Consider the following 15,906-nt stretch of genomic DNA (forward strand, 5'->3'; position numbering starts at 1 on the left):
GCAATACGCCTTACGAGGACTGCATCTCGTAGGCGCCGGACAGCGCCTCGACCTGGGACCAGACACGGGCCCAGCGCTCGGTGTCGGCCACCGGACGCCGGATGGCGGCCAGGGCCCAGGCGGCCTGCGCGTCGGTGGTGGCGGCCTTGCCGTACAGCTCGGTGGCGTAGGCGGAGAAGTCGCGGATCAGAACGTCGAAGATCTCGTCCAGCACGTCGGCGTCCAGGCCGGTCAGCTCAGCCTGCTCCAGCACCAGTTGGCCGTAGACCACCAGGGCGAAGAGGTGGCCGATGACGAGCGAGAAGTCGAGGTCCTGCTGTTGGGCCCGGTCGGGAGCGTGCTGGGACAGCAGCTCGCACAGCGCGTCTGCCTGCTCCCGGAAGCGGGCCACGTTGGGCCGGTCGGCGTGCGCGTCATAGGCGGTGCGCCAGTCGTGGAAGCGGATGGCGCCCAGACCGCGCGCCGGTCCCTGCTGGAACAGGAAGGTGTCGTCCGCCGCGTCGAGACGGGTGGGCACGGGCGCGTACTCGGCCGGATCGAACAGGTAGTTGGGCATGAACTTCAGGATCAGGGCGAGGTTGACGTGGACCGTGCCCTCCAGCTTGGGCAGGCCGCGGATGTCCCGGGCCGCCTTGTCGAAGTAGGTGTCCTTCTCGAACCCCTTGGCGGCGATGACGTCCCACATCAGGTCGATGACCTTCTCGCCCTCGGTGGTGACCTTCATCTTGGTCATCGGGTTGAAGAGAAGGTAGCGGCGGTCGTCCGGGCCGGCGGAGCGGAAGTAGTCGACAGCCCGGCCGCTGAAGAGCTTCATGGCGACCAGCCGGATGTACGCGTCCGTGAACTCCCGGCGCACGTGCGGGAAAGCCGTGACCGGCTTGCCGTACAGGATGCGGTTGTCTGCGTGGGTGACCGCCTCGTACATGGCGTGTTCGCAGATGCCGATGGAGGCGGCGCACAGGTTGAACTTGCCGATGTTGATGGTGTTGAGGGCGGCGTCGAAGGCGGCCTTCCCGGTGTGCATCACGTCCTCGGCGCCCACCGGGTAGTCCTCGAGGCGGAACTCGCTGACGAACATCTGCGAGTTCACCACGTTCTTCACCAGGTGGTAGTCGGGGTGGCGACTGTCCGCGGCGAAGAATACGTAGCCGTCGGGGCCCTCGATGTCGGAGCGGCGGCCGAAGACGGAGACGAGACCGGCGACGTTGCCGTTGCCGATGTAGTACTTGGAGCCGTTGGCGAGGAAGCCGCCCTTGCCGTCCGGGGTGAGAACCAGGTCCGTCTGGTAGATGTCGGCGCCGTGGCCCTTCTCGGACAGTCCGAAGGCCATGACATGCCCTTCGGACAGCAGCTGCGCCGCGCGGGCGTGCGCCTGGGGGTTCGCGCTCTGCCACACCGGTCCGAGGCCGAGGATGGTGACCTGCCAGGTGTACCAGTAGTTCAGGCCGTAGAAGCCGAGAATCTCGTTGAGGGCGGCGTTGCGGGCGGTGTCCCAGCGCTTGCTCTCGTCGTCGGCCGCGCTGGCGGACGGGGTGAGGAAGGCGGCGAAAAGGCCCTCCTTGGCCGCGAACTCCAGGAAGTCCGCGTACCAGGTGCGGTCGATGTAGTCGCTGAGGAGCGCCTTCTTGCCACGCGTCTCGAACCAGTCGATCGTGGCCCTCAACAGGCGGCGGGACTCCGGGTCGAAATGCGCAGGATCGTACGTGCGCGGGTTGAGGAGCAGGTCGCTGGGCATGGAAGGGTCCTTTCTGGGACCTACAGGGTGCAAGGTCAGCCGATGATCCGGCGGAGGGTCGCGAGGACGTCGTCGAGCCAGGCGAGGTACATGCGCTCGTACTCGATACCGCCGCGCAGCACGACGTGCTGCAGCGACTGGCCCGCGTCCTGCGTCTCGGGGTCGGGGAAGTCACGGCGCTCCCCGGCCAGGTAGCGCTCCAGCATGGCGGCGTGGATCTCCCGGTGCCGCTCCACCTCGGCGAGCAGTCCGGCCCTGCCCTGCGGATCGTCGAAGGCGGCACCTCGGATCTTCACGGCCAGCTCCTGCCGAACCGACTCGGACTCGACAGGCGTCCTCAGCCAGGCGGTGAGCACGGCCCGTCCGGGGCCTGCCACCGAGTACACCTTCTTGTCCGGTCGGCCTTGCTGAGCCACCGCCTCGACGGCGACCCAGCCGTCGGACTCCATGCGCTTGAGCACACGGTAGATCTGCTGGTGGCTGGCGCTCCAGAATCGACCGATGGTCCGGTCGAAGCGGTGGGCCAGCTCGTAGCCGGAGCCGGGCAGCTCCAGCAGGGACACCAGGATCGCGTGTTCAAGGGCCATGCGGTGAGTCTGCTACGCAACTAGTTGCATAGCAACGAGTCGCGGCCACGTGCGACACACCTCACTCCGGACTCCGGGGCGAGGGCGACCCACCCATGACCGGTCGACCCGCCCGGCGGCTGCCCGTTCGGCGGCTCCGGCCAGCTCTAAGAGCTGCGGGACGGCATGGAGTGGGCAGCCTCGTAGGACTCCGGCATCGTGAGTTCGAGCCTCGGCGCCGAGACTCCCCCGGCCCTCTGCCGGTGGCAGTAGCTCTCTCCGGCTACCCGCCACGGCCTTCCGCGCAACAATCACACTCAGGTGCAACCGCGTTGGAATCGGCTGGCGAAGGGGCATACCACAGCGACACCAGGGCCTCCCTGGTGCTCCTCCGGCTTCAACGCTGAGGAGCCGCGCCGGAGGCCCTGCCTCTCTACGGCTATCGCACTGCGACCACCCGAACGGGACTGCCGTTCGATCGGCAACCGCCACAGTCAAGACGGCAACTACCCCTGAAGCCAGGTCGGTCCGGAGCCACTATGAGCCCTGAAGATGCCGAGGGCGGTATCACGACGTCGAAGAGGCCACCCAACGGGCGGTGACACAACCGTCGCCTCCCGGCACGACCGCCTCCAGACACACCGCGTCCGCTGCCGGCCACGGGAAGACCCCGAACTCCTGTCCTGGGGGAAGGCCACCGTCGTCCGGCAAGGGGTCATCCCATCCCACGGTGACGGTGAGGAGTTCTCTGTCGCCGGCCAGCGGGAAGACCACCACGCCTGCGCAGTCATCGTCCGACTGGGCCCGTCTTACGGCCTCCACGGCATGCGCGACCTCGTCCCGAGAGGTCGCGTGGATCTCCGGATCGACGAAGGCGGAGATCAGTGCCTGACGTTTCACCGATGCGGCCACCGAAGAGAGGTCGTCGGCTGCCACGAGCCACAACCGGCGACCGAGGTTTCCGTCGGCCCAGCGCTCCACGACAAGCGTCCGGGCTTCCTGCTGCTGTGCGGACGACCTCATGGCCAACCCCTCGGCCACCTCGGTCCAGAAGGCGTCATCGGCGTGCCGCGAGACGAGCTTTTCCTCGTCTTCGTCGTCGTCCTGCTCCCAGCCTTCCAGGACGAATAGGCCCATGTCCTCGATCTCGTCGAGAGACGCAAGGGCTCGCTCAGGGATCTGTACGTGCATGTAGAAGTCGAAGCCCATCGTCATGCACATCTTCTCGCTCTCGAACCGGGCAGCGGGAGTGTCTCCGGACATGTGCCCTCTGAGCATCCGCAGGGCTGAGGTCTTGTCGACGATTCGACCCTCGTACACCTCTCCGAGCCAGGCCGGCGGAGGGCTGTGCAGGAAGACGTTCCGCAGGGTGAAGTGCGAGGCGCCGGCCGCTCTCGCGAGGATGTCGACAGCCGCGATGTAACGGTCCTCGGTCCGCTGATACTCCTCAGCCGTCAGGATGCGTCCGTCGAAGCACGCGCCGATGTCGGAATGGTCGGTCCAGTCGTCGATGTCACCCCGGCGTCTGGCCTCGTCGTACTTGCAGAGGACGAAGGAGTGGAGCTCCACGGGGCTCGTATCAGGTTGCGCCCCGTTTTCGTGGTCGTCGGGTCTGTTCTGACAGTCGGCGTCCTCGCTGCATGACATGGGTCGGAGCTCCTCTGGGCGCACTGCGGTTGTCGTCAGCGCCGCACGTCGCTTCCACCGGTGGGACCGCGCCCCGGAGCTGGGCTCGCATTGTGCGCCTGCGACCGGACATCGCGCACCTCGATATGGGGATGGTCGGTTTGCACGTTGCAGCACGTGGACGTGTTGGTCAGGCCGCGAGCAGTTCATGCAGGCGCTCGGCCGGGGTTTGCCGGCCGAGCGTTCTGTGTGTGCGGCGGTCATTCCTTGTTGCGCAGGTGGGCGATCTGCTGCCGGGAGAGTTCAACGGTGCGCTGCATGTGCCGGTACAGAAGGGCGCGCTCGTCCTCGGTGTAGTCGGCGAACATCGCCCGCCATCCCTGGCTCAGCTCGGACCAGAGCTCCCTGAGATCCCGCATCGCCTCTGGAACAGGTTCCACCCAAACCCGGCGGCGGTCGGTCTTGTCGCGGTGCCGGACAACGTAACCGGCCTTCTCGAGTCGGTCGACCAGCCGGGTGGCCGATCCGCTGGTCAGGCCGGTGAGTTCGGCGATCCGGCCGGTGGTGAACCTGCCGGGCTCGGCGGTCAGCAGGTTGAGGCACTGGACGTCGGTGGGGTGCAGCTTGAGATGGTCCGCTACCGCCTGGTTGAACATGACGTACGAGGCCAGGTAGCGGCGGGACTCCTGCTGGAGATCGTCAATCAGCATGCATACCCTCGCTAAATATCTGCGTAACGCAGTAACTGTGTCGTACGGTAACCGCATGACGAAGGAATCCTACCGGCCCGTGGTGGCCGTCGCCGGAGCGACCGGCGCCCAAGGCGGCGCGGCCGCCCGCTCGCTGCTCGATCAGGGCTTCCAGGTCCGCGCCCTCACCCGCACTTCCGATTCGGCCGCCGCCCGCGCGCTGAGGCGCCTCGGCGCCGAGGTGTACGCGGCGGACTTCGACGACAGCAAGTCGCTGGAGGCGGCCCTGAACGGCGCCGACGGATTGTTCGCGATGTCCACGCCATTCGGCTCGGACCCGGAGACCGAAATCAGGCAGGGCATCGACCTGCTGGAGGCCGCCCGTGGTGTCGGGCACATCGTGTTCACCTCGGCAGCTCACGCCGACCGCGGCACGGGCATTCCGCACTTCGAGAGCAAGTACCGCATCGAGCGGCACCTGCGAGGGCTGGGTGTGCCCTGGACGATTCTCGGTCCGGCCGCATTCATGGACAACTACACGGTCGAGTGGTCGCTCGAGGGTCTACGCGAAGGCCGGTTCGTGCTGCCGATGCCGGCCGACCGGCCGCTGACACTGATTCCCGCGCGGGACATCGGCGCCTTCGCAGCCCATGTTCTTGCGCGACCGCAGGAGTTCGCGGGCCGGCGCATCGACATCGCTTCCGACAAGCTGACCTGTCTGGAGATCGCGGAAGCCCTGACCGGGGTGTGCGGCCGACCGATCGTCTTCGAGCGGCTGCCGATCGCCCACGTCGAGGCGTTCTCGGCCGATCTCGCCGCGATGTTCCGCTACTTCACAGACGTCGGCCTCGATGTGGACGTGAACGCACTGCGGCGCGACTTTCCGGAGATCGGCTGGCAGCGCTTCGGCACCTGGGCAGCCGAGCGCACCTGGCCGGCCAGCTGATTCCACGCGGTCAGCACATAGCCGGACTCAGGCCGCGAGCATGCGCAGCTCGCGCCAAGGGAGGTATCTGCGGCGAATTCTTGCCATACCGCAAGGAACCTTTCGCCCCAAGGGCCCCCACGAACGCCGGTCCGGCCGACCCGAGGGCGACCGGATACAGTGCGCGGGACGGCAGCCTGGCTTGTGAGGGGAAGCGTGACCGACTCCAGCGACACCCGACCCGCCGACAGTGACGCGCAAGCTCCGCGGCAGAGTCGACTGCACCGCCTGATGCGCTACCTCCCCCTGATCGCCCCCGTCCTGCTGTGGGCCGTGCCCTGCTGGGTGCTCCTGCACAGCGGCCAGCACTGGCCGCTGCCCGTCGCGCTCGCCGGCACCGCCCTGTTCGCCCTCGGTCTCGTCGGGATGCCGCTCGCGATGGTGCGCGGCCACGGCCGGCGCCAGCAGGATCGGGCGGCGATCGTCGGTGACACCCTGCTGGGCACCAGCTGGGTCCTGTTCGCCTGGTCCATTCTGCTCGGCGTCCCCTTGCTGCTCGTCCTGACCGTGGCCGGCGTCGACGGGGCTCAGGACCGGGCTCGAATGGTCACTTGGGTGGTCCTCGGCATAAGCGCCGTACTACTCGCCTGGGGGTACGCCGAAGCCCGCCGCGTGCCGCGCGTGCGCCGACTGGACGTACAACTCCCAAGGCTGGGTGCCGGGTTGGACGGCCTCCGCGTCGTCCTCATCACCGACACCCACTACGGTCCCCTCGATCGCACTCGCTGGTCGGCGCAGGTGTGCGAGACGGTGAACACCCTGGATGCCGACCTGGTCTGCCACACGGGTGACATCGCGGACGGCACGGCCGAACGCCGCCGCGCGCAGGCCGCCCCACTCGGAACCGTGCGGGCCACCCGGGCCCGTGTGTACGTCACCGGCAACCACGAGTACTACAGCGAGGCCCAGGGCTGGGTCGACCTGATGGACGAGCTGGGCTGGGAGCCGCTGCGCAACCGCCATCTGCTCCTCGAACGCGGAGGCGACACCCTCGTGGTTGCCGGCGTGGACGACGTCACCGCCGAGTCCTCCGGCCTGGCAGGACACCGCGCCCACCTCGCCGGAGCCTTGGACGGCGCCGACCCCGACCTCCCCGTCCTGCTCCTGGCACACCAGCCCAAGTTCATCGACCGGGCGGCAGCCGACGGCGTCGACCTACAGCTCTCCGGCCATACCCACGGTGGCCAGATCTGGCCCTTCCACCACCTGGTCCGCATCGACCAGCCCGCCCTCGCCGGCCTCAGCCACCACGGCCCCCGCACCCTCCTCTACACCAGCCGCGGCACCGGCTTCTGGGGTCCGCCGTTCCGCGTCTTCGCCCCCAGCGAGATCACCCTGCTCGTGCTCCGCTCCCCGGACCTGCCCACCTCGATGTAGCACTCGACGGGTCGACACATCCGCTTGGAGCGGTGCACGCGCCGAGGGATGCTGCGCCGGCCGATGCCCAGGCTCGTCCCGCTGAGTACAAGATCCGGACCCCCGGGCAGACGGCTCCAACAAGCCGTACGCGGCCACGTTGTGCGTACATCAGCGACGCGTGGTGCCAGTTGCCACCAGCAGACGAAGAACCCTTCTTCGCCCAAGTGATCAGTGGCCGCGCCTCATGCTCACGACCGTGAGGCGCGGCCATCACTGCGCCGTACGAGGGAGCTCCCCACCAGGCGCCGCACCGGAGCAGGGCTACGGACCGTGTGAGCAGCTTTCGATCATCTGCGCCGTCGGCGTCTTCTCCTGGTCTGACGGATCGAGACCGATCCAGAGTTGGCTGACCATCTCGATCACCTGCCCCCGCTCACCCCAACTCCCGGGCAACTGCAGGAAGATCGCCTCCGCACCAACGTCACGGAGAAGGTTTCACACGCGTGGACGGGCAACGCCGCCTGAGCGAAGGTGATCTGACGCTGCCTCACTGTCGGCCCCGGTTCAACCGGAGTGAGGAACAGTGCAGCCGACGACCTCCCCCGCAACAAGATCTCGATCATGCAACGACCATGGTCATGACACATACCTGGATGTGAAGATCCTTCTCGCGCAATCGATCAATCGATGGAGATGTGACGAAGAGCATCCGCTTCAAGAAGAAGGTAGTTGCCTTCGCTACGTCTTCCGTGATCGTTGACCGGAAGCAGGAAAGGGAACACCTAAGTGCGTATAAGACAAAGACGGCACGCGGTGGTGATGGCGGCAGCGACGGCGATTCTTGCGTCGTCACTGTCCACGTCCGCACAGGCTCAGGGACCGAAGGTCCCCGACAACGCCGTTCAAGGCGGCAAGAGCCTGCCGAAGTCAACGAGCAAGCCCCACGAGGTTGTTGAGAGGGACCGCACCACGGTCCTGGGCAAGAACCACTCTTCTTCCAAGGACGTTGCCCTGTCGGCCTCCGGCGACGGCACCGGCTTCCATGTCCTGACAGGAAAGGAGAAGGACGGCTACAAGTTCGCCACCGTAGCCACGCTACGCGAGGACGGGTTCGATGCGGACACCTGGATAGGTAATACGTGCGTGACCGCGTCCGGGAAGTATGCGGCTGTCGCCTACGCACCCCGGGCATTCACCAACAATCCCGAATTGATGGTGCGCGGAGCATTCACCGCCGTCGTCGACCTGGGCAGCGGCAAGGTCACCAAGCTGCCGTTCACCGCGTCGCTGGCCTACTTCTCTCCGGGCTGCGGCACCAAGGATGACGTGGTGTTCACCCAGCTGACCTACGACGGGGACAAGGAGCAGAAGACCCGTCTGATCACCGTGGACGCGGCCACGGGCGAGCAGACCCGGTCGGCCGCCTTCCCCGGTCAGGTCACCTCGGCTGTCCCGACCCGGCACGGCATCGTGGCCGGCCACGGCAACAAGCTCGTCCGCATCAACGGGCAGAAGGAGACCGTCCTCGCCGTAACGAAGCATGTGCCGTTCCAGATCGCCGCCGACAGCGGCGACGGCGTGACCTTCATCGACCGGGAAGCCGACACCAAGAAGACCAAGGTGAAGTCCTGGGCCAAGCACCTGGACTCCACACAGGTCAAGGGCAAGAAGGCCACCCCGAAGACGGTCGCCGAAGGAAAGCTCGCCGACTGGGACCTGTCCGCCACCCCGGGCGGCACGGTGTTCCTCACGGGCAAGGCTACGAGCAAGGGGACTCTGCCTGGTCGGGTGAAGAACCCGGGCCATCTCGCCAAGGGTGCTCGTATGTCGAGTCTCGGCCACGCGGGCGTGTCCACGACGTGGGCGGACGGCAAGACCAGCCTGATCACGCCCGAGGAGACCAAGCAGGTCCGTGATGCGCGGATCACTTTGGACGTGGTCGCCACCGGAAAGCACACCGCGCTGGACGCCACACCTCAGCTGTCCGCCGAGCGGGCCGAGGCCGGAAGCCGGCTCTCCCCCGCGCTGGGCGTCCCTACAGGGAAGAAGTCATCCGCGAAGCCGTCGGTCAGCGGCGACAGCGAGGGGATGTCCACGCAGTCGGCGCGCACCCAGGTGCTGACGGCGTCGCCGACCGGTCCGAGTGAGGGCACCGATGAGCGCTACTGTGCGGTGGCCCGCAACGATGTGAAGAAGCAGGCGTTCCAGCCGACTCCGCGGCAGGTGGAATGGGCTGTGGACCAGGCCGTTGTCGGTGAACTGGGCGTCGGCAGGCCGGCGAACTGGAAGAACACCGGCATGGATTCCTACAGCCCCCAGGGGCTGTTCCCGCCGATCACGCTGGCCGGTGACCCCAACGGCACCCTCGACAACGAGGACCCGGATGTCACCGACCGCTGGCACATACCCTCGCAGGTGATGCTCGGCATCACGGCGCAGGAATCCAACATGTGGCAGGCGACCCGCTTCGCCGTTCCCGGGGTCACGGCCAACAGCCTCGTCGGCAACTACTACGGCACCCAGTACACCTCGGACGGAACCCAGGCCGACCCCTGGCGGATCAACTTCTCCGAGGCGGACTGCGGCTACGGCATCACACAGGCCACCGACGGCATGCGGCTCGCAGGCAAGACCAAGGAGGGCGAGACAGCACTGCCGCCGTCCACGCAGGAAGCTGTCGCTCTGGACTACGCCGCGAACATCGCCTACGGCGTGACGATCCTGTCCCGCAAGTGGAACGACCTCCACGGCCAGGGCATGACGATCAATGACGGTCACCCGCAGTGGCTGGAGAACTGGTTCCTCGCCCTGTGGGCGTACAACTCGGGCCTCTACGCGGCCGCCGACTCCGCCGGCCACAAGGGGGTGGGCTGGACCAACAACCCGGCCAACCCGTTGTGGAAGGCCAACCGGGTCCCCTTCCTGCAACACGCCGTCGATCCGCACCTGGACGACTACTCCCACGCCGCGCACCCGCAGGACTGGCCGTACGAGGAGAAGGTGCTGGGCTGGGCCGCACGCCCGATCTCCGCGATGTTCGGGCCCGGCGACTTCCGGGCCGGTTACCTGGCCGCCTGGTGGAACAGCGACGCACAGCGTGCCGCTGTGAAGCCGCCGCTGGACACTTTCTGCGACGCGTCCAACTCCTGCGACCCGTCGAAGGTTGTGGACGGCGACTCCAACGACCCCGGCATGGGGGCCTGTGCGCTGGACTCCGGCGACAGCGACACCAATCCGCACTGGCTGCACTGCTGGTGGGGAAAATCCGCCGAATGGAAGAACTGTGACACCGGGGCCGAATGCGGCCACCAGGTACACAGGTTCAACACGTCGTACCCGGAACAGGCGGACGCCAACTCCTATCCGCCGCGGTGCAGCACCGGCCTCCCGGCGAACGCTCTGGTGGTGGACGACCTTCCCGACGGCACGACCCCGGCAGGATCGAATACACGCGGGTGCGGGGCGGCGAAGTCGGACGGTACGTTCGCCCTGACCTACCAGGCCTCCGACATCATCGATTCCGAAACCGGGCAGACCATCACCACCTACCCCGGCAAGATCGACACCCACCAGATCGGCGCCGGCTACGGCAACCACTTCTGGTTCGCCCATACTCGAACGGCCGAGTCGTTTCCGCCGCCGGGTGACCGCATGAAGGCAACCGGCACCTGGAAGCTGGGCCGGCAGATCACCGAGTACAGCGGACAGGCCAAGGTCTACGCTCATATCCCCGATCACGGGGCCCAGACCTCCAAGGCCGAGTACCGCATCAAGCACACCGCCGGTGAGACGGTGAAAGCGATCGACCAGAGCGCCAACCAGTCCAACAAGTGGGTTGATCTCGGCGCGTACTTCTTCGGCGGCATGACTCCTGAGGTCAGTCTGGACAACTTCAACGGTGGTGACGGGACCAAGGACATCGCCTGGGATGCGCTCGCGTTCGTACCTGGCGACTACTCCGGCATGCCGGCAGACCTGACCTTCGGCGACCCGGACGTCAACGCCCCGGATCCGGCGCCGGTGGAGCCGCCCCAGAGCATCTCGGGCGAGTACTTCAGTCTGCTTCCCACGTCCGCCGGCCTCGCGCGGTCCGCAACCGGAGCGGAGGAACTGCTTCTCACCTCGGCGCCGGCGAAGCAGTCCGCCAAATCGTCGGCCGGCTCCGTCTCCACCACGGAGGCCATGAGTTGCTCCCTCACCACACAGTCCATGGACTACACGCGGACTGAAGCGTGCATCGTGGACGACCTGTACTTCACGGGATCAACGAGCGGCACCCCGAAGGCGAGCTTCGACCTCCGTCACGAGTTCGACCTGGACCCGGACAGTGACACCTTCACTCAGACGGTGTCGGTCAGCCTCAAGTCCCTGGTCACCGAGGTTCCTGCACTGACCCTGGACATCGACTTCGACTGCCGTGGCTACTGTGAGAAGGAGACTCCGGTATGGAACGGTTCGAAGACCTTCGTCGCTGGCGATACTCACACGGCCACAGTCACTCAGAAGATCAAGTGGAACAACACCACTGATGACAGGGGAAGGATCAGCCCCTATCTGACGGTCAAGGGAACGGCGAACGGTCAGACCAGCAACCCGATGACGGCTGAGAAATCAGAGCTCGACGTCCGATGTGACCGCGACGTGAAGGCCACTCCGGGCTGTGTCTTCAGCTCGTACAAGCCGACGTACGTCATGAATGCCAAGAAGTTCCCGGCGGCTGCCGCACACGCTTGGATGGTCCAGAACAAGTTGCCCGGACACTACGGGCTGCGAGGCAACAATCCGTTGACCTTCCTGGCCGACGACGTTCTGGTGCCCGACCCGCCGACGAGCAACAAGAGCATCGTCGACCACAACCGTGGTGTGATCTGCCCGACTTCGTGGGAGCGCAGCCGTCTGGCGACGATGTCCCCCGAGCTGGGCGCGGACGACGTCCCCAGCTGCGACGAGTTCCCCTTCGCGGCAAGTTGGCAGAGCGCTGCGACACCGAAGAACTGGGGCGGGCAGAATCTGAGTCAGGTGACATCGGGTGAAGGCTGCCTGAACACGATCGCCCAGCGTGGCGCGGACGGCGTGTGGAGGCTTGTACCTGACCCGCGCTCCCATGTGCCGACCTGGACCGAACCGTGTGGCCGTTCCAGCATGTCGAACAACCAGAACACCCAGTCCATGAGCCTGTTTCCGACCTGGCGTAAGAACAACCGGGTCCTCGAAGGAGACAACTACTGGCTCGACGCCAATCGCTCCTGAGCGAACTGGTCGACGCCACGTCGGTTTCCTGGCGTAGCAGAGGATAGGGAACAGAACAGGGGTCCGGTCGCCACGACCGGGCCCCTGCGGCGTGGCCACGCCAGGTTGGGTGCAAGAGTGAGGGCCCGCACTGACTGACTGTCTGACCCGTTCACTAGGGTTCCAGCCATGAAGAACGATGGCATCGAGTGGCTGGACGCCGAACTGGGTGGGGAAGGCTATGCCCTCACCATGGTGGAGGGCATGGCTCCCGAGGTCCTTGCGATGAATCTGGGTGCACAGTCCGGCGCACTCATCGATCCGGACGTCACCCCTGGGGCGCTGGAATTCTTCCACGGGCCCGGATCGTCGAAACTGCCGGACTGGGCGATGGTAGGTGAGGCGGGTGGCGGCTGGGCGTTCGCCCTGGAGGCGCCCGAGGTCGGACATCGGGACGACCGGTTGGCTCCCGGAAGGGACCTGAGGGCCCGTCACACCGTGGTGGACATCCTGGACACCACCATGGACCCGCCGGCCGTTACGGTGAGCGTGGGCGGGAGGACCGACTGGATGCTCCGGGAGTACGGCACCAGGGACGTTGATCACCCGATCAGTCGACGATTGGTCGCGGAGGCCGGATACGTCTCGTTCCCTCACGGCGTCTACCGGGATGATGCGTCCGAAGACACCGGGATGGCGGCCGTGTACCGGATCATCGGTGAGCACTACGGGCTGTCTCTGCCCCGAGCTTCCGTGACCGGAGGGCGTGTGCCGCACGTGTTCACCGAGCCCAGGGTGCTTCTTCACTCAGAGGCGCGGTGCCCAGCCTGCGGTGAAGAGCGGATGCTCCCCTACGGCGGTGGCTTTCGAGGGCCGGAGGACTATCGACTGGTCTGTGTCTACTACCGGGTTCGCGATGTGCCGGGCTACCCGTCGCAGGGATGTCCTGGGGAGATCTCTGCGCCTGCGGTGTCCGGGGTCGTGCGCGCGGAGCCCAACCCGAAGTATGCGAATCTCCGCTTTCCTGGGGTCTCTTGAGCAGGGTCGAGGGCTGGTGCGGTGGCTCGTGAAGGCTTCGCCTCCAGCCCTCCCTTGTGAAACCGTGCGTCTGCACGGTGGTCCTTCATCCGGGCTGCCCAACCCTCGGCTCGATCAGACCTGTCGAGACGGACCTGGGCCGCCCTCAAGAACGGGCACATCCTGCGCTGCGCACTCCGGCACCCAACTCCGCGTCGGCCGGGGTGACGGCACCTTCGGTCAACGCGGAGTGCGGAGGGCAAAGAATCAGGCCAGTCCGTTCCAGCCCCACCGGGGCGTGGGGCCGGGATCACCGACGTCGGTGCCGGCCGGATCAGCTGACACCTCGCGGGCGATCTTGGTGCCCCAGTCGAAGTATTCAATGACACGGCACCGCAGCAGTTCGTCGTCCGGGAGTTCCTTCTCGACAGCACCTGTCATCAGCTCCATCCAGCGCAGGCGCTGCTCCTCGGTGATCGACAGGCCGAGGTGGGCGCGCAGCAAAGCCTGGTGGCCGCCGAGTTCGTCAGTGAACCCGGTCGGGCCGCCGAAGACCTCGGCGAGCCACACGGCGACGTGCTCGGTGTGGGTGCGGCTGAAGTTGGCGAAGACAGGCGCGAGCAAAGGATCCGCCAGGACATCGTCATAGAAGGTGTTGCTCAGGCGGCGGAGCGCATCAAGACCGCCGATGGCCTCGACCAGAGGTTTCGTGCTGTCGGTCATTCCGCCTCTTCCGGGGTGGACGTCTCGGTGGACTGCTCGTGGTGCTTCATTCCACGACTCTCTTCGCATTCAACCCGCCGAGCGACTCGAATGCGAGCATTAACCCGGCGAACCTTCCGATCGGAGCACCAGGCACTACCTCTCGGATCTGCTTACCTGAGCGTGGTGTTGGGGCCAGGCCGGCCTCAGGACCGCCGTTGCCCTTTCCAAGATTCCAGGCCGGCGCCGCCTGGCCCCAGGACTGCTCGCCGCTTCCGCTGCCTGGTTCGTCCGGCCGCCCCCGTGGGCAGTGCCCGGCTCCCGCGGACCAGCCTCGCCCCGATCCGGTGGAGTGGATGACCCTGGTCGCACGACACTCCCGTCCGAGAGGCCCCGGCACTGCTGAGCTCCCCCTGCGGACGGTTCCGCGGGTGGTCGCCACGGGTGCCCACGACACATTCCTTCCACCGCGACGGCGGCAGCACGCTCTGCCCGGATGCCGCATCCAGGTGGCTTTCGCGAAGGAGACCGGAGGCGGCGATGTCGACGCCGATGAGGGCTGAGGCTGAGGCGGTCATTCGTAGGATCGTCCGGCCCAGGGGTTCGGGGTGTGGCTCTGGAGTGGGCCGTGCAGCCACCTCGGCCGCTCTCGGTTGGGTGTCACAACGCGCGAGGCCTGGTGATGCTGCATAGCCTGTGAGGATCAGGGCCGCCGAGGCCGGGGATGCGCGTGGGGTGAAAGCATGTGAAGCCCGAGCTGGACTACAAGTCGTTGTTCGCGGCGACGCCGAGCCCCTATCTGGTGCTGGCGCCGGATCTGGTGATCGTCGAGGTCAACGAGGCGTATCTGCGGGCGACCGGCCGTACCGGGGAGGACTTGGTCGGCCAGTACGTGTTCGATGCGTTCCCGGACAACCCGGCCGACCCGGATGCGGACGGTGTGCGCAATCTGAAGGCCTCGTGGGGGCGTGTGATGGCCACGGGGGAGGCAGATGTGGTGGCGGCGCAGAGATATGACATCCCCGTGGTCGCGCGGCCGGGGGTGTTCGAGGAGCGCTGGTGGTCGACGGTCAACACTCCCGTTCTGGACCGGGACGGGCATGTTGCGTGGATCATCCACCGAGTGGAGGACGTGACCACCTTCATGCACGCCCGTCGTGCCCTCAACCGGAAGGCGGGTGAACCGCTGACCGAGCGCGAGGAGGGGATGGAGGCCGAGCTGTATCTCCGGGCCCGCGAGCTCCAACGTCTGAACGAGGATCTGCGGGCAGCGCATGCGCGGGAGCGGAAGGTCGCCATCACGTTGCAGGAGGCAATGCTGCAATCCCCTGATCTGGCCCATCACGAGAATGTGGCGGTGCGGTACCTGCCTGCGATCGGCTCCCTGAACGTGTGCGGCGACTGGTACGACACCGTTGACCTGGCCGACGGGCATTTCTCCGTTGCCGTCGGCGACGTCGTAGGGCACGGCCTGGAGGCCGCCACTGTGATGGGGATGCTCCGCAGCGCGCTGTCCGCGGCAAGCCGGGCGGCGACCGGGCCTGCCCAGGCTCTGGAGGTGCTGGGCATGTATGCCCGCTCCGTGGAGGGCGCACTGGCGGCCACCGCGGTCACGGTGCTCGTCGACCCCCGGTCGAAACTGCTGGTCTACTCCAGCGCCGGCCACCCTCCGCCGGTGCTGGCGCACAGCGACGGCACGTGCGAGCTGCTGGAGAATGCCACCGATCCACCCCTGGGCGCGCGACCCGAACATGTGCCGCGCCCGCAGGCCAGCACCGCCTATCGCCGTGGCGACATCCTGGTCCTGTACTCCGACGGGCTGATCGAACGCCGGGGGGAGGACATTGACACCAGCCTGGATCGCCTCAAGGAAGCGCTGGGCGGGATGACCGACCTTGCTCCTGACGAGCTGGCGGACGCCTTGCTCCAGCGGCTCAACGTGGCAGGGGGCGGCGACGACGACATCTCCGTAGTCATCGTCCGCCTCTGAACGCAGCG

General features: G+C 66.8%; 10 protein-coding genes. 5 read left to right on the forward strand and 5 right to left on the reverse strand.

Annotation, left to right across the window (positions count from 1 at the left end; translation table 11 throughout):
- Positions 1 to 10: 10 nt before the first annotated feature.
- The 4 genes from OG257_RS04030 to OG257_RS04045 all read right to left on the reverse strand — a co-directional run bounded on the left by OG257_RS04030 (position 11) and on the right by OG257_RS04045 (position 4,637).
- Positions 11 to 1,735, reverse strand: a complete 1,725-nt coding sequence (locus OG257_RS04030; protein WP_329204776.1) for an acyl-CoA dehydrogenase — start codon at positions 1,733 to 1,735, stop codon at positions 11 to 13.
- Positions 1,736 to 1,770: 35 nt separating this feature from the next.
- The gene (locus OG257_RS04035; RefSeq protein WP_329204778.1) at positions 1,771 to 2,322 is read right to left on the reverse strand and encodes a PadR family transcriptional regulator; all 552 of its coding nucleotides are present in this window, start codon (positions 2,320 to 2,322) and stop codon (positions 1,771 to 1,773) included.
- A gap of 546 nt (positions 2,323 to 2,868) precedes the next feature.
- A complete protein-coding gene (locus tag OG257_RS04040) occupies positions 2,869 to 3,972 on the reverse strand; it encodes a hypothetical protein (RefSeq protein ID WP_329204780.1) in 1,104 nt (367 codons plus the stop codon).
- Between the two features lie 215 nt (positions 3,973 to 4,187).
- A complete protein-coding gene (locus tag OG257_RS04045) occupies positions 4,188 to 4,637 on the reverse strand; it encodes a MarR family winged helix-turn-helix transcriptional regulator (protein ID WP_329204782.1) in 450 nt (149 codons plus the stop codon).
- A 55-nt stretch (positions 4,638 to 4,692) separates the two neighbouring features.
- On the opposite strand from OG257_RS04045, the gene OG257_RS04050 reads away from it, so the two are divergent.
- The 4 genes from OG257_RS04050 to OG257_RS04065 all read left to right on the forward strand — a co-directional run bounded on the left by OG257_RS04050 (position 4,693) and on the right by OG257_RS04065 (position 13,227).
- A complete protein-coding gene (locus OG257_RS04050) occupies positions 4,693 to 5,562 on the forward strand; it encodes an NmrA/HSCARG family protein (protein ID WP_329204784.1) in 870 nt (289 codons plus the stop codon).
- 195 nt (positions 5,563 to 5,757) lie between these two features.
- Positions 5,758 to 6,978 carry a metallophosphoesterase gene (locus OG257_RS04055; protein ID WP_329204785.1) on the forward strand — a complete coding sequence of 407 codons (1,221 nt, stop codon included), beginning with the start codon at positions 5,758 to 5,760 and terminating at the stop codon, positions 6,976 to 6,978.
- A gap of 801 nt (positions 6,979 to 7,779) precedes the next feature.
- Positions 7,780 to 12,210, forward strand: a complete 4,431-nt coding sequence (locus tag OG257_RS04060) for a golvesin C-terminal-like domain-containing protein (RefSeq protein WP_443054549.1) — start codon at positions 7,780 to 7,782, stop codon at positions 12,208 to 12,210.
- 168 nt (positions 12,211 to 12,378) lie between these two features.
- Positions 12,379 to 13,227: a hypothetical protein gene (locus tag OG257_RS04065; protein ID WP_329204787.1), complete on the forward strand. Its 849-nt coding sequence runs from the start codon at positions 12,379 to 12,381 to the stop codon at positions 13,225 to 13,227.
- Positions 13,228 to 13,473: 246 nt separating this feature from the next.
- On the opposite strand, the gene OG257_RS04070 is transcribed toward OG257_RS04065, so the two are convergent.
- Positions 13,474 to 13,929 carry a group II truncated hemoglobin gene (locus tag OG257_RS04070; protein ID WP_329204788.1) on the reverse strand — a complete coding sequence of 152 codons (456 nt, stop codon included), beginning with the start codon at positions 13,927 to 13,929 and terminating at the stop codon, positions 13,474 to 13,476.
- Positions 13,930 to 14,653: 724 nt separating this feature from the next.
- Between OG257_RS04070 and OG257_RS04075 the strand changes: the two genes are divergently transcribed.
- The gene (locus OG257_RS04075; RefSeq protein WP_329204790.1) at positions 14,654 to 15,898 is read left to right on the forward strand and encodes a PP2C family protein-serine/threonine phosphatase; all 1,245 of its coding nucleotides are present in this window, start codon (positions 14,654 to 14,656) and stop codon (positions 15,896 to 15,898) included.
- Positions 15,899 to 15,906: the final 8 nt, after the last annotated feature.

It is taken from the genome of Streptomyces sp. NBC_00683, from assembly GCF_036226745.1.
Classification (GTDB): Bacteria; Actinomycetota; Actinomycetes; order Streptomycetales; family Streptomycetaceae; genus Streptomyces.

Excerpts from the sequence above, each read along its gene's own strand:
- OG257_RS04030 (WP_329204776.1), bottom strand. The coding sequence starts at position 1,735 with ATGCCCAGCGACCTGCTCCTCAACCCGCGCACGTACGATCCTGCGCAT.
- OG257_RS04035 (WP_329204778.1), bottom strand. The coding sequence starts at position 2,322 with ATGGCCCTTGAACACGCGATCCTGGTGTCCCTGCTGGAGCTGCCCGGC.
- OG257_RS04060 (WP_443054549.1), top strand. The coding sequence starts at position 7,780 with ATGGCGGCAGCGACGGCGATTCTTGCGTCGTCACTGTCCACGTCCGCA.
- OG257_RS04050 (WP_329204784.1), top strand. The coding sequence starts at position 4,693 with ATGACGAAGGAATCCTACCGGCCCGTGGTGGCCGTCGCCGGAGCGACC.
- OG257_RS04065 (WP_329204787.1), top strand. The coding sequence starts at position 12,379 with ATGAAGAACGATGGCATCGAGTGGCTGGACGCCGAACTGGGTGGGGAA.
- OG257_RS04045 (WP_329204782.1), bottom strand. The coding sequence starts at position 4,637 with ATGCTGATTGACGATCTCCAGCAGGAGTCCCGCCGCTACCTGGCCTCG.
- OG257_RS04070 (WP_329204788.1), bottom strand. The coding sequence starts at position 13,929 with ATGACCGACAGCACGAAACCTCTGGTCGAGGCCATCGGCGGTCTTGAT.